This is a genomic window from Futiania mangrovi, from assembly GCF_024158125.1.
GTDB classification, from domain to species: Bacteria; Pseudomonadota; Alphaproteobacteria; order Futianiales; family Futianiaceae; genus Futiania; species Futiania mangrovi.
Genome location: NZ_JAMZFT010000001.1, coordinates 979,900 through 992,379, shown reverse-complemented (window position 1 = coordinate 992,379; position 12,480 = coordinate 979,900). Strand labels below are relative to the sequence as shown.

10 protein-coding genes are annotated in these 12,480 nt (G+C 69.3%); 3 read left to right on the top strand and 7 right to left on the bottom strand.

What is annotated here, in order from left to right; all coding sequences use genetic code 11:
- Positions 1 to 35 precede the first annotated feature (35 nt).
- Positions 36 to 1,850: an extracellular solute-binding protein gene (locus tag NJQ99_RS04770; RefSeq protein ID WP_269331647.1), complete on the top strand. Its 1,815-nt coding sequence runs from the start codon at positions 36 to 38 to the stop codon at positions 1,848 to 1,850.
- 19 nt (positions 1,851 to 1,869) lie between these two features.
- On the opposite strand, the gene NJQ99_RS04765 is transcribed toward NJQ99_RS04770, so the two are convergent.
- On the bottom strand, positions 1,870 to 3,003 hold the full coding sequence (locus NJQ99_RS04765) for a CaiB/BaiF CoA transferase family protein (RefSeq protein ID WP_269331646.1): 1,134 nt from the start codon (positions 3,001 to 3,003) through the stop codon (positions 1,870 to 1,872).
- 13 nt (positions 3,004 to 3,016) lie between these two features.
- Positions 3,017 to 3,778: an SDR family oxidoreductase gene (locus NJQ99_RS04760; protein WP_269331645.1), complete on the bottom strand. Its 762-nt coding sequence runs from the start codon at positions 3,776 to 3,778 to the stop codon at positions 3,017 to 3,019.
- A 72-nt stretch (positions 3,779 to 3,850) separates the two neighbouring features.
- Between NJQ99_RS04760 and NJQ99_RS04755 the strand changes: the two genes are divergently transcribed.
- On the top strand, positions 3,851 to 4,525 hold the full coding sequence (locus tag NJQ99_RS04755; protein ID WP_269331644.1) for a DsbA family oxidoreductase: 675 nt from the start codon (positions 3,851 to 3,853) through the stop codon (positions 4,523 to 4,525).
- 9 nt (positions 4,526 to 4,534) lie between these two features.
- On the opposite strand, the gene mfd is transcribed toward NJQ99_RS04755, so the two are convergent.
- Positions 4,535 to 8,011 carry a transcription-repair coupling factor gene (mfd, locus tag NJQ99_RS04750; protein WP_269331643.1) on the bottom strand — a complete coding sequence of 1,159 codons (3,477 nt, stop codon included), beginning with the start codon at positions 8,009 to 8,011 and terminating at the stop codon, positions 4,535 to 4,537.
- A 5-nt stretch (positions 8,012 to 8,016) separates the two neighbouring features.
- Positions 8,017 to 8,307, bottom strand: coding sequence for an FAD assembly factor SdhE (locus NJQ99_RS04745; protein WP_269331642.1), 291 nt, complete (start codon positions 8,305 to 8,307; stop codon positions 8,017 to 8,019).
- Positions 8,308 to 8,434: 127 nt separating this feature from the next.
- On the opposite strand from NJQ99_RS04745, the gene recG reads away from it, so the two are divergent.
- Positions 8,435 to 10,522, top strand: a complete 2,088-nt coding sequence (gene recG, locus NJQ99_RS04740; protein WP_269331641.1) for an ATP-dependent DNA helicase RecG — start codon at positions 8,435 to 8,437, stop codon at positions 10,520 to 10,522.
- Positions 10,523 to 10,531: 9 nt separating this feature from the next.
- Here recG and NJQ99_RS04735 read toward each other — a convergent pair whose 3' ends face one another.
- The 3 genes from NJQ99_RS04735 to NJQ99_RS04725 form a co-directional block, all read right to left on the bottom strand.
- Positions 10,532 to 11,275 carry a DUF502 domain-containing protein gene (locus NJQ99_RS04735; RefSeq protein WP_269331640.1) on the bottom strand — a complete coding sequence of 248 codons (744 nt, stop codon included), beginning with the start codon at positions 11,273 to 11,275 and terminating at the stop codon, positions 10,532 to 10,534.
- Positions 11,276 to 11,431: 156 nt separating this feature from the next.
- A complete protein-coding gene (gene tenA, locus NJQ99_RS04730) occupies positions 11,432 to 12,097 on the bottom strand; it encodes a thiaminase II (protein WP_269331639.1) in 666 nt (221 codons plus the stop codon).
- A gap of 13 nt (positions 12,098 to 12,110) precedes the next feature.
- Positions 12,111 to 12,464: a HesB/IscA family protein gene (locus NJQ99_RS04725; RefSeq protein ID WP_269331638.1), complete on the bottom strand. Its 354-nt coding sequence runs from the start codon at positions 12,462 to 12,464 to the stop codon at positions 12,111 to 12,113.
- Positions 12,465 to 12,480 lie beyond the last annotated feature (16 nt).

Genomic DNA, 12,480 nt, shown 5'->3' with positions numbered 1-12,480 from the left:
ATGTGTTGCCATGGGCTTTCTGCCATCATCGCGGCATGAGACTCACATGGGAATCACTGACGCGCGCGGTGAGACCGGCCCTCGCCGGACTTGCCGCGCTCACCCTCGCCGCAGCGCCCGCCGCTGCGGAGCCGCGCCATGCCATCGCCATGCACGGGGAACCGGCGCTGCCCCCGGACTTCGCCCATTTCCCCTACGCCGACCCGGCTGCGCCAAAGGGCGGGCGGCTGGTACTCGGCCAGCTTGGCGGCTTCGACAGCCTCAACCCGCTGATCGTGAAGGGACAGGCGGCAGCCGGCATCCGCGAGTATGTGTACGAGAGCCTGCTCGCGCGGTCCTTCGACGAGCCGTTCACGCTCTATGCCTCGGTGGCGAAGGCCGTGGAGGTGCCCGACGACCGTGGCAGCATCACATTCCATCTCAATGAAAACGCACACTTTTCCGATGGAGAGCCGCTGACCGCAGAAGACGTGCTGTTCACCTGGGCGCTGCTGAAGGAGAAGGGCCGCCCCAACCACCGCTTCTACTACGGCAAGGTGGCGGAGGCGACGGCCCCTGACGCGCACACCGTCCGCTTCGTGTTCGAGGCGGGCTCGGACCGGGAGATGCCGCTCATCATGGGCCTGATGCCGATCCTGCCCGCGCACGCCACCGATGCGGAAACGTTCGGCGAGACGACGCTTTCGGCGCCCGTCGGCTCGGGCCCCTACACGGTCGCGGAGGTCGACACCAATCGCTCGATCTCGTTCGCCCGCGATCCGGACTGGTGGGGCCGCGACCTGCCCGCGAACCGGGGGCGGTTCAATTTCGACGAGATCCGGATCGACTACTACCGCGACGCGAATGCGCTGTTCGAAGGCTTCAAGGCGGGGCTTGTCGACCTGCGGATCGAACAGGACCCCGCCCAATGGGCCAGCGCCTACGACTTCCCGGCGATGCGCGACGGCCGGATGGTGCGGGAGCAGATCGCGCATGGGCGTCCGTCCGGCATGCTGGGCCTCGTCTTCAACACGCGCCGCGAGATCTTCGCCGATCCGCGGGCACGCAAGGCGCTGGCCGGGCTCTTCGACTTCGAGTGGGTGAACCGGACGCTCTACGCCGGCGGCTATGTCCGCACCCGGTCCTATTTCGACAACACGCCGCTAGCCGCAAAGGATGCGCCGACGCCGAAAGAGCAAGCCTTGCTGGTGCCTTACGCCGAAACTCTCGACCCCGATGTGATGGCAGAAGGCTTCGCGCCCCCGGACGGCAGCGGTCCGGGCGCGCTGCGCGAGCGTGCGCGGGCCGCGGTCGGTCTGCTGCAGGAGGCGGGCTTCCGCTTCGAGGGGCGCACGCTGCTGACCCCCTCCGGCAGCCCGGCGCAGTTCGAAATCCTGCTGGCGGAACCCGATTGGGAGCGTCTGGCGCTCGCCTGGGCAGATGCGCTCAAGCGCATCGGGATCGCGGTGCAGGTCCGCACGGTCGACAGCGCGCAGTACCAGTTGCGCCGGCAGGAGTATGACTTCGACATGATCGTCAACGACTGGGGCATGTCGCTGTCGCCCGGCAACGAGCAGAGTTTCTACTGGTCGTCGCAGGCCGCCGGGACGCCCGGCACGCGCAACTATCCGGGCGTCCGGTCGGAGGCGGTGGACGCGATGATCGCGGCGCTCCTCGCCGCCCGAACGCGCGAGGATTTCGAGGCTGCCGTGCGCGCCCTCGACCGCGCCCTGCTGGCGGGCTGGTACGTGCTGCCGCTCTTCCATCTCGACGCCGACCTCGTGGCGCACGCCGGCAGGCTCGAAAGGCCAGAAACAACATCGCTCTACGGCATGATGCTTGATACCTGGTGGAGCGCGGAGGGGCGCTGACCGTCCCTCCACCGCCGTCTCACGCGGCCCCCGCGGCCTTCAGGCTCTCAACCGTCTCCCCCGCCAGGCCCCAGTCGCGCAGTGCGGCAAGATCGCTCTCCCCATGACCCGGTGCGGCCCTCGGCACATCTGCAGGCGTGGCGGAGAAGCGCGGCGCGGGCGCAGGCTGCACCACGCCGTCGACCACGACATAGGTGCCGCGCGCGGCGTTGTGCGGGTGCGCGGGTGCCTCCTCCAGCGAGAGCACAGGCGCCACGCAGGCGTCCGTGTCGGCGAACACCGCCGCCCATTCGTCGCGCGTGCGGGTGCGGATCGCGGCGGCCACCTTCTCCTTCAGCGCCGGCCATTTCGCCCGGTCGTGCTGGTCGTCGAAGTCGGCGCCGGCAAGCCGCAGCTTGTCGCGCAGGATGGCGTAGAACTGCGGCTCGATCGATCCTACGGCGAGGTGCTTGCCGTCCTTGCATTCGTACACGCCGTAGAAGTGCGCGCCGCCGTCCAGCATGTTGGCCGCGCGCCGGTCTTCCCACGCGCCTTGGGCATGGAAGCCGTGGATGATGGCCATCAGCGCCGCCGACCCGTCGGTCATGGCCGCGTCCACCACCTGCCCCTTGCCGGTGCGCGCGGCGTTGAGGAGCGCAGACACCATCCCGAAGGCGAGCATCATGCCCCCGCCACCGAAGTCTCCCACGAGATTGAGCGGCACGACCGGCGTCTCCGCCGTGCCGATGGCGTGCAGCGCGCCGGTCAGCGCGATGTAATTGATGTCGTGACCCGCGGTGTGGGCGAGCGGCCCGTCCTGCCCCCAGCCGGTCATGCGGCCGTAGACGAGGCGCGGGTTGCGGGTGAGCATGGCGTCGGGGCCGAGCCCCAGCCGCTCCATCACGCCGGGGCGGAACCCCTCGATCAGGCCGTCGGCCGCCTCGGCCAGCGCGAGCACTGCCTCGACCGCCTCAGGCTTCTTGAGGTCGAGGCGCACCACGCGGCGTCCGCGCGCCATCACGTCGCCCTTTTCGCGTCCCAGCTTGGCGCCTGCGCCCTTGCGCGAGATGCGCAGGACCTCCGCCCCCTGGTCGGCCAGCATCATGCCGCAGAACGGCCCCGGTCCCAGCCCCTCCATCTCGATGATGCGCAGCCCGCTCAACGGTCCAGCCATTGCACCTCTCCCCTCAACCCAGCGACTGGCCGTCGTCGACCACGATGACCGATCCGGTCATGAAGCCGTTGTCCGGCGAGGACAGCAGCAGGATCAGGCCGTCCAGATCCTCCGGCTTGCCGATGCGCTTTCGCGGGAAGCCCGCGATCATCTTCTTGCCGAGGTCGGTCTCCCAGGTGCCCTCGTTGATCTCCGTCACGATATAGCCGGGGCAGATCGCGTTCACGTCGATGCCGAAGCGCGCCCATTCGAGCGCCAGCGCCCGCGTCATGTGCGCGGCGGCCGCCTTGGACATGGCATAGACCGACAGGCCCTTCACGACGTCGATGGCGGCGAGCGAGGCGACCGTCGTGATCTTGCCCGGCCGGCCCGCGGCGATCATGCGTTTTGCGACCGCCTGCGCCACGAAGAACGCCCCGCGCGCGTTGGTATCCATCACCTTGTCATAGTGCTCGGGCGTGAAATCCGTGGCGAGCGTCGGCTCCCCGATGCCCGAATTGTTGATGAGGATGTCGATGGGGCCGAACTGCTCCCACACATTGTCGACGCATGCGCGGATCGAGCCCACGTCGGTCACGTCGAGCGGGTGGATGAAGGCCTTGCCGCCCGCCGCCTCGATCTCCGTCTTCAGCTTCTCCAGACGTTCGACGCGCCGCCCCGTGATGGCGACGGCCGCGCCGTTTTTCGCCAGAACGCGGGCGAACCGCTCCCCCAGGCCGCTCGTCGCGCCCGTCACCAGCGCGATCTTTCCCGAAAGATCGGCAGAAAAGCCCATCACATCCCCTCCCATTGCCTTTTGTCAGCATTACGTGGCATGGACCCTAGCCGAAAGCCCAAGGAGGCGCACATGAAAGTGGACATCATTTCCGACACGATCTGCCCCTGGTGCTACATCGGCAAGCAGCGCTTCGACCGCGCCCGCGCCGAGCGGCCGGAGATCGACTTCGACATCACCTGGCGGCCCTTCCAGCTCAACCCGGAGATGCCCGACGGCGGCATGGACCGGGAGACCTATCTCAAGGCCAAGTTCGGCGGGGAGGCCGGCGCGCGTGCCGCCTACGCCCCCGTGCGCCAGGCGGCCGAGGGCGAAGGCCTCGATCTGCGCTTCGACATGATCGCACGCACGCCCAACACGCTCGACAGCCACCGGCTGATCCGCTGGGCGCGCGGCGTGGGCCAGCAGGACGCGATGGTCACCCTGCTCTTCCAGAAATATTTCGAGGAGGGCGAGGACATCGGCGACCCCGAGGTTCTGGTGGCAGCCGCAGGCGAAGCGGGCCTCGACCCCGTTCTGGTGGCGGAGCTTCTGGCGAACGGGACCGACCGCGACTCCATCGAGGCGGAGGACCGGACCGCCCGGCAGATGGGCATCCAGGGCGTTCCCGCCTTCATCTTCGAGGACCGCATCCTCGTGACGGGCGCGCAGGACACCTCCGTCTTCCTCGAGGTGTTCGACAAGATCGAGGACCTGCTGCTGCAGATCCGCGCGCAGGACGACGACGACATCGGCGGCGAGAACTGACGCGCCTGTCTAGGCCGCCGCCTGCGCGGCCTCCGCGATCCCGGCGAGCGTGCGGGCGACGTTGAGCGTGCCTTTCAGCCGCTCGGCCACGCTTTCCCAGGCGCGCGCCAGCACCAGCTTGTGGTCGGGACGCAGTTTCGCCCCGCCCCGCTCCCGCGCCAGGAACTCCACGAGGCCCGCCGGATTTGCGAAATGGTCCTCGCGGAAGCTGACGATGATGCCCTTCGGCCCCGCGTCGATCTTGGCGATGCCCGCGCGACGGCAGACGGCCTTGATGCGCACGACCTCCAGCAATTGCGCGACCTCCGGCGGCAGCGGCCCGAAGCGGTCGATCATCTCCGCCGCGATGGCTTCGATCCCGGCGTCGTCCTCGATATCGGCGAGGCGGCGGTAGAGCGTCAGCCGCAGGTCGAGGTCGGAGACATAGTGCTCCGGGATCAGCACCGCCGCGCCGAGATTGATCTGCGGCGACCATTTCGTGTCGAGTTCGAGGTCGAGCTCGCCCGCGCGCATCTGGGCGACCGCTTCCTCCAGCATGTGCTGGTAAAGCTCGAAGCCCACCTCCTTGACGTGGCCCGACTGCTCCTCGCCCAGCAAATTGCCCGCGCCGCGAATGTCGAGGTCGTGGCTTGCCAGAGAGAACCCCGCCCCCAGCGTGTCGAGCGATTGCAGCACCCTGAGCCGCCGCTCCGCCGCGGGCGTGAGCTTCTTGTTCGGCACCGTCGTGAGGTGCGCGTAGGCGCGCGCCTTGGCCCGCCCGATGCGCCCGCGGATCTGGTAGAGTTGCGCCAGGCCGAACATGTCCGCCCGGTGCACGATCATCGTGTTCGCGGTCGGGATGTCGAGGCCCGATTCCACGATCGACGTCGACAAGAGCACGTCGTAGGCGCCGTCGTAGAAGGCGTTCATGATCTCGTCGAGCGCGCCAGCCGCCATCTGCCCGTGCGCAATGGCATAGCGCACCTCCGGCACCTCGTCCTTCAGGAACGCCTCCATGGCGGCGAGGTCGGCGATGCGCGGCACCACCACGAAGCTCTGCCCGCCGCGGTACTTCTCGCGCAGCAGCGCCTCGCGCACCGTCACGGGATCGAAGGGCGCGACATAGGTCCGCACCGCCAGCCGGTCCACCGGCGGCGTGGCGATGATCGACAGCTCCCGAACGCCGGTCATGGCAAGCTGCATCGTGCGCGGAATGGGCGTCGCGGTGAGCGTCAGGACGTGCACGTCGGCACGCAACTGCTTCAGCCGCTCCTTGTGCTGGACGCCGAAGTGCTGCTCCTCGTCGATGACGAGAAGACCGAGGTCCTTGAACGCGACCTGCTTGCCCAGCAGCGCGTGCGTGCCGATCACGATGTCGACCGTGCCGTCGGCGATGCCGGCGCGGGTCGCCGCCTGCTCCTTCGCGCCGACCATGCGCGAAAGCTGGCCGATGCGCACGGGCCAGCCCTTGAAGCGTTCGACGAAGCCCTTGTAGTGCTGGCGCGCGAGCAGAGTTGTCGGCACCACGACCGCGACCTGGCGGCCCTGCATCGCCATGATGAAGGCCGCCCGCAGCGCGATTTCCGTCTTGCCGAAACCCACGTCGCCGCAGACGAGGCGGTCCATCGGGTGACCCGAACCGAGGTCGGTGAGAACGTCCGCGATGGCGCGCTGCTGGTCCTCGGTCTCCTCGTAGGGGAAGCGGGCGCAGAACTCCTCGTACAGGCCGTGCGGCGGAGCCACCCCCTCCGTCGTCTTGAGCGCGCGCAGCGCCGCGACCTTGATGAGCTGGTCGGCCAGCTCCTTGATCCGCTCCTTGAGGCGGGCCTTGCGGGCCTGCCACGCGCCGCCGCCGAGGCGGTCGAGCGTGACGTCCATCTCCTCCGAGCCGTAGCGGGTCAGAAGCTCCAGGTTCTCGACCGGCAGATAGAGCTTGTCGCCGCCGTGATATTCGATCATCAGGCAGTCGTGCGGCGCGTCCATGACCGTGATCGTCTCGAGGCCGAGGTAGCGCCCGATGCCGTGGTCGACGTGCACCACGAGGTCGCCGTGGTGCAGGCTCGACACCTCCTGCAGGAAGTTCTCCGCCCGGCGCTGCTTGCGGCCCGCGCGCACAAGGCGGTCGCCCAGCACATCCTGCTCCGACACCACGGCGAAACCGGGCGTCTCGAAGCCGTGGTCGAGGCCCAGCACCATCACGCCGACGCCGCCCTTGGGCAGCCTGCCGTCCGCCTCCCACCGGTCGACGGGGACGACGATCTCCGCCCCGTGGTCCTTCAGAAGGCCGGTCAGACGCTCCCGCGCCCCCTCGCTGTAGCTTGCCACGAAGACATTGCGTCCTCCGCGGGCGAGATCTTTCAGATGATCCACCAGTGCATGGAAGACATTTGTGCCTTCCTGCCGCCGCTCCGGCGCGAAGTCGCGGCCCGGACGGCCGCCGAGGTCGATGACCGTCCCGCTCTCCGGCATGGCGTGCGGGTGAATCTGACGGACGCGCCGGTCCGCGAGCACCGCCTCCCACTCGTCAGCGTCGAGGTAGAGCCGTTCCGGCGGCACCGGGCGGTAGGCCGGAATGCCGCCCTTGCCCGTGTCATAGGCCGCGCGCGCGTCGTAATAGTCGCGGTAGTCGCGGATACGCTCGTCGCGCGCCTCCGCCGCCTGGAAGTCCAGCGTGACGGGGGCGCCCGGCACATGGTCGGCGAGCGTGCCCATCTCCGCGTGGAAGAGCGGCAGCCAATGCTCCATGCCCTGGTGGCGCTGGCCCGCGCTCACTGCCTCGTAGAGCGGATCGGCCCCCGTCACCGCGCCGAACAGCGAGACATATTCGCGCCGGAACCGGCGGATCGTCTCCTCTGTCAGCTGCACCTCGCTCGCGGGCGCGAGCATCAGCCGCGCGACCTGGCCCGTCGTTTTCTGGCTGTCGGCGTCGAAGGTGCGGATCGTCTCCAGCGTGTCGCCGAAGAAGTCGAGGCGGATCGGCTCCTCCAGCCCCGCGGGCCACAGGTCGACGATGCCGCCGCGCACCGCGAAATCGCCCGGCGCGCGCACCGTGCCGACGCGGCCGTAGCCGTTGCGCGCGAAGAACCCCATCAGCTCGTCCGTCGAGATGACATTGCCCGCGGCGAGCGCGAGCGTGGACCCCGCCAACGTCTCCGGCACCGGCACGCGCTGAAGGAACGCATTGACGCTGGCCACCACCACCGTCGGCACGCGCTTGCCCGTGGCGAGGTGGGCGAGCGTCGCAAGCCGCGTCGCCGCGATCTCAGGACTGGGGCTCACGCGGTCGTAGGGCAGACAGTCCCAGGAGGGAAAGGCGAGTGCAACGACATCGGGCGCGAAGAACTGCAGCGCATCGAGTGTCGCGGCCATGCGGGAGGCGTCGCGCGCCAGGTGCAGCACGGGGCCGCCTTCCGCCCGCGCCATGTCGGCGAGCAGAAGCGCGTCGGCCCCTTCGGGCACGCCCGCGAGCGTCAGCCGCCCGGATGCTTCAACGATGCGCGTATCCACGGGTCTCAGATCCGGCTGGACAGGTCTTCGAAGGCGCAGATGCGGCGGAAGAGGTCGTGATCGTGTGCGTCCTCCACGGGCTCGCGCCCGCTCACCCAGTTGTAGAGCTGGGTGTCCGGCACTTCGAGCAACGCCTCGAACCGGTCGAGGTCGTCCGCGCCGAGCCCCGCCAGTTCCTTGTCCGCGAAGGAGCCGAGGATGATGTCCATCTCCTTGATCCCGCGGTGCCACGCCCGGAAACGCAGGCGCTTCAGCCGCGTCTCCGCAGCGTCCGGTTGGGTCTCGGCCTGGGTCATGGGTCGTCTCCGTGTCGGGTTGTGCCTGCAACGCGAGGCCTCGCGCCGCGCCGCGTGCGTGATATAGACCCCTGAGGGCGTCCTGTCAGCCGCCGGGCGGCCAGGATCGATCAATTCAAGGGGCAAGATGCGGCCGGAAATCCTGTTTCCCCTGTTCGCCGAGACGGCCAGCCTGCCGGGCGTGGGCGCGCGCCTTGCCGACCTGATCGCCAAGGTGGCGGGAACGCGCGTCGCGGACCTGCTGTTCCACCTGCCGGCGGGCCTGATCGACCGGCGGGCCGTGACAGGCTCGCTCGTCCCGCACGCTGGCCATGTTGTGACCGCGCGGGTGCGTATTGGCGACATCCAGACCGGCCGCAGCCCGCGCGCGCCCGTCCGCGTCTACGCCGAGACCGAGGACGGCCACCCGCTGATCCTCGCCTATTTCCACACCCGCAGCGCGCGCGTCGCCCAGATGCTGCCGCCCGGCGAGGTGCGCATCGTGTCCGGCCGCCTCGACCTCTACGACGGCGTGCCGCAGATGGTGCACCCCGACCATGTGGTGAGCCCCGCGCAGGCCGACGAGATCGAGGCATTCGAGCCCGTCTACCCCATGACCGCCGGTCTCGGTCCCCGGGTGCTCCGCAAGGCGATCCGCGCCGCCCTGAAACGCGCGCCCGACCTGCCCGAATGGCAGGACGCGGCCTGGCTCACCCGCCACGCCTGGCCGCACTGGCGCGATGCCATTCGCGCCGCGCACACCCCGAAGACCGCCGCCGACATCGACCCCGCGGCCCCTGCCCGACGCCGCCTCGCCTATGACGAATTGCTGGCGAACCAGGTCGCGCTCGCCTTCGTGCGGCGCACGATCCGGGGCGCGCGGGGCCGTTCGCTTGCGGGGGACGGGCGCCTGTCGGAGAAGGTGCTGGCCGCCCTGCCCTTCGGCCTGACCGGCGACCAACAGGCCGCCATCGGGGAGATTCGCGCCGACATGGCGAGCGGCAGCCGCATGCTCCGCCTCCTCCAGGGCGACGTGGGCGCGGGCAAGACGCTCGTCGCCTTCCTCGCGCTGCTGACCGCGATCGAGGCCGGAACGCAGGGCGCCTTCATGGCCCCGACGGAGATCCTCGCCCGCCAGCATGCAGAGCGCCTGCAGCCGCTGGCGGACGCCGCGGGCATCCGTCTCGGCATCCTCACCGGCCGCGACAAGGCGAAGGAGCGGGCCGAGACGCTCGCCCGTCTCGCCGCGGGCGAGATCGACCTGATCGTCGGTACGCACGCGCTCTTCCAGGACGAGGTGGCTTTCCGCGACCTCGGCCTCGTCGTGGTGGACGAGCAGCACCGCTTCGGCGTGGAGCAGCGCCTCAAGCTCTCCTCCAAGGGCGGCGGAGGCACGAACGTGCTGCTGATGACCGCGACACCGATCCCGCGCACGCTGTCGCTTACCCATTATGGCGACATGGACGTGACCGTCATCCGCGAGAAGCCTGCGGGCCGCAAGCCCATCGCCACCCGCGCGGTCCCCCTCGACCGGCTGGAGGACGTGGTGGCCGCGGTCCGGCGCGCGACCGCGAACGGCGCGCGCGTCTACTGGGTTTGCCCGCTGGTGGAGGAGAGCGAGACGCTCGACGTCGCCGCCGCGCAGGAGCGTTTCGCCCACCTCGACCGCCTGTTTCCGGGGCGCGTCGGCCTTGTCCACGGGCGGCTCGCGGGCGCCGAGAAGGACCGCGTCATGGGCGCCTTCGCGCGCGGCGACCTGTCGATCCTCGTCGCCACCACGGTGATCGAGGTCGGCGTCGATGTGCCGGAAGCGACCATCATGGTGATCGAGCATGCAGAACGCTTCGGCCTTGCCCAGCTTCACCAGTTGCGCGGGCGCGTGGGCCGCGGCGGGGAGGCGTCGACCTGCCTCCTGCTCTACCATCCGCCGCTGACCGAGGGCGGGCGGGCGCGCCTCAACATCCTGCGCGAGACCGAGGACGGCTTCCGCATCGCCGAGGAAGACCTGCGGCTGCGCGGCGCGGGCGAGGTGCTGGGCACGCGGCAGAGCGGCGACCCGGAGTTCCGGCTCGCATCCCTCGACCTGCACGCGGACCTGATCCAGGCCGCGCGCGACGACGCCCGCCTGATCCTCGAGCGCGATCCGGAGTTGAAGACCGACCGGGGCCGCGCGGTGCGCGTGCTGCTCTACCTGTTCGAGCGGGACGCCGCGATCCGCTACCTGCGCTCCGGCTAGGCTGGGGGATCAGCCAGCCGCCACCGGCTTGCGCCGGGCACGCGCCTTCGCCGCGGCCGCCGCGGCCTCCGGCGTTCCGGGTGCGGGCGGCACCACCATGCCGCCTGAGATGATCAGCTTGGCCGCCTGCTCAACCGTCATGTCGAGGACGTGCAGGTCTTCCTTGGGCACATAGAGCAGGAAGCCTGACGTCGGGTTCGGCGTCGTCGGCAGGAAGACCGCGACGAGTTCCTGCCTGGTTGCGTGCGCGACCTCCCCCTTCGCCTCGCTCGTGACGAACACAAGCGCCCAAAGCCCCTTGCGCGGATATTCGATCATCGCGACCTTCTGGAAGGACGCGCTCTGCTGCGAGAGCACCGTCTCGATGATCTGCTTCAACCCGTTGTAGATCGAGCGCACGATGGGCATGCGGTCGACCAGGTTCTCGCCCCAGGTGACGAGCGTGCGTCCGAAGGTCTTGGCCGTGAACCAGCCCAGCACGATCAGGAACAGGATGGAGAAGATCAGCCCCAGCCCCGGCACCGAGAACGGCAGGTAGCTTTCAGGATTATAGGCCGCCGGGATCAGCGGCTTGACGTGGTTGTCCACGAAACTGACGAACGACCAGGTGAGGTAGATCGTGATGCCGACCGGCGCCGCGACCACGAGGCCCGTCAGGAAATAGTTGCGCGCGCGGTTCAGCAAGGGCGTACGCGGCGGCTTGATCTTCCGCCGCCTGCCCCCGCCCCCTGCCCTGCCTTGCGTTTCCGCCATCTTGTCCTGCCTGCCCTCGCCCCTGTCCTCTACACGAGAATAGCACGCATTAATTGCGGATATTTTGCGCCCGCGAACAAGGGCCAAAGGGGTTCTGGAGCAGATCGCGCCCGCGGCGCACAGCCGCAGCGCGACTTGCGGAGGCAGCGCTCTCCATCAGGGCGAGCGGTCGAGGCCCATCTGCCAGAATGCGGCTTCGAGCCGGGTCGCCTGCCCGAAGGTGCGGGCGAGCGAGGGCATCCGCGCCTCCGTCACGCGCCCCTCCGCACCGCGGTCGAGCGCGGCGATGGCGTCGGCGGCCACCTGCTGATAGGCCTCGCCCGCGTACTCGCCGATCCAGACCATGTAGGGGTTGCCCTCGCGCTTGGTGCCCGGGTCCGCCATCAGGCGCGCCGCGATCTCGCCATAGCCGATGACGCAGGGGCTCAACGCCACCTGCAGGTCGAGCGCGTCGCCGGACAGCCCCCGCTCAAGCACATAGCGGGTGTAGGCCATGGTCGCGCCGGCTTCCGGCGCGGCTTCCATCTCGGCCTCCGAAATCCCCCATTCGGCGCAGAGCTTCACATGGAGCTGCATCTCCTGGTCGAGGATTGCATGCATGGTGGCCGCCGCCGCCCGCATGTCGGAGAGCCGTTCCGACTTGAAGGCGAGCAGCCCGTAGGCCCGCGCGAAATGAATGAGGAACAGGTAGTCCTGCACGAGGTAATGGCGGAAGCACGGCTCGGGCAACGTGCCGTCCGCCATTCCGCGCACGAAGGCATGATCGGTGTAGGCGCGCCAATCGTCCGCGCGGGCGCGCTTCAGCGTGTCGAACAGGGTCATGGGGCGTGCGCGCTCACATCCCGGCGAAACGGACGGACTCTCCGCAGCCGCAGGCGTCGACCACGTTCGGATTGTTGAACACGAAGCCCGAGGAGAGCTTGTCCTGCGTCCAGTCCATCTGCGTGCCGAGCAGGAAAAGCAGCGCCTTGGGGTCGATCATCACCGTGACGCCCTTGTCCTCGACGATCTCGTCGCCCGGCTCGGCGGCTTGCGCATAGTCCATCGTGTATTCCATGCCGGCGCAGCCGCCCTTCTTCACGCTCAGGCGCAGGCCCGCCAGCGGCGTCTCGGACTTCGCCATGATCGCCCTGATCCGGTCCGCCGCGCGGTCGGTCAGGGTAATGGCCTTGGGTTTCTCGCGTGCCATGTGCGGTCCTCCCGGA

What these genes read in the sequence shown, in the direction of transcription:
- NJQ99_RS04770 (WP_269331647.1), top strand. Translation starts at nt 36, where the DNA reads ATGAGACTCACATGGGAATCACTGACGCGCGCGGTGAGACCGGCCCTC.
- NJQ99_RS04765 (WP_269331646.1), bottom strand. Translation starts at nt 3,003, where the DNA reads ATGGCTGGACCGTTGAGCGGGCTGCGCATCATCGAGATGGAGGGGCTG.
- NJQ99_RS04760 (WP_269331645.1), bottom strand. Translation starts at nt 3,778, where the DNA reads ATGGGCTTTTCTGCCGATCTTTCGGGAAAGATCGCGCTGGTGACGGGC.
- NJQ99_RS04755 (WP_269331644.1), top strand. Translation starts at nt 3,851, where the DNA reads ATGAAAGTGGACATCATTTCCGACACGATCTGCCCCTGGTGCTACATC.
- NJQ99_RS04745 (WP_269331642.1), bottom strand. Translation starts at nt 8,307, where the DNA reads ATGACCCAGGCCGAGACCCAACCGGACGCTGCGGAGACGCGGCTGAAG.
- recG (WP_269331641.1), top strand. Translation starts at nt 8,435, where the DNA reads ATGCGGCCGGAAATCCTGTTTCCCCTGTTCGCCGAGACGGCCAGCCTG.
- NJQ99_RS04735 (WP_269331640.1), bottom strand. Translation starts at nt 11,275, where the DNA reads ATGGCGGAAACGCAAGGCAGGGCAGGGGGCGGGGGCAGGCGGCGGAAG.
- tenA (WP_269331639.1), bottom strand. Translation starts at nt 12,097, where the DNA reads ATGACCCTGTTCGACACGCTGAAGCGCGCCCGCGCGGACGATTGGCGC.
- NJQ99_RS04725 (WP_269331638.1), bottom strand. Translation starts at nt 12,464, where the DNA reads ATGGCACGCGAGAAACCCAAGGCCATTACCCTGACCGACCGCGCGGCG.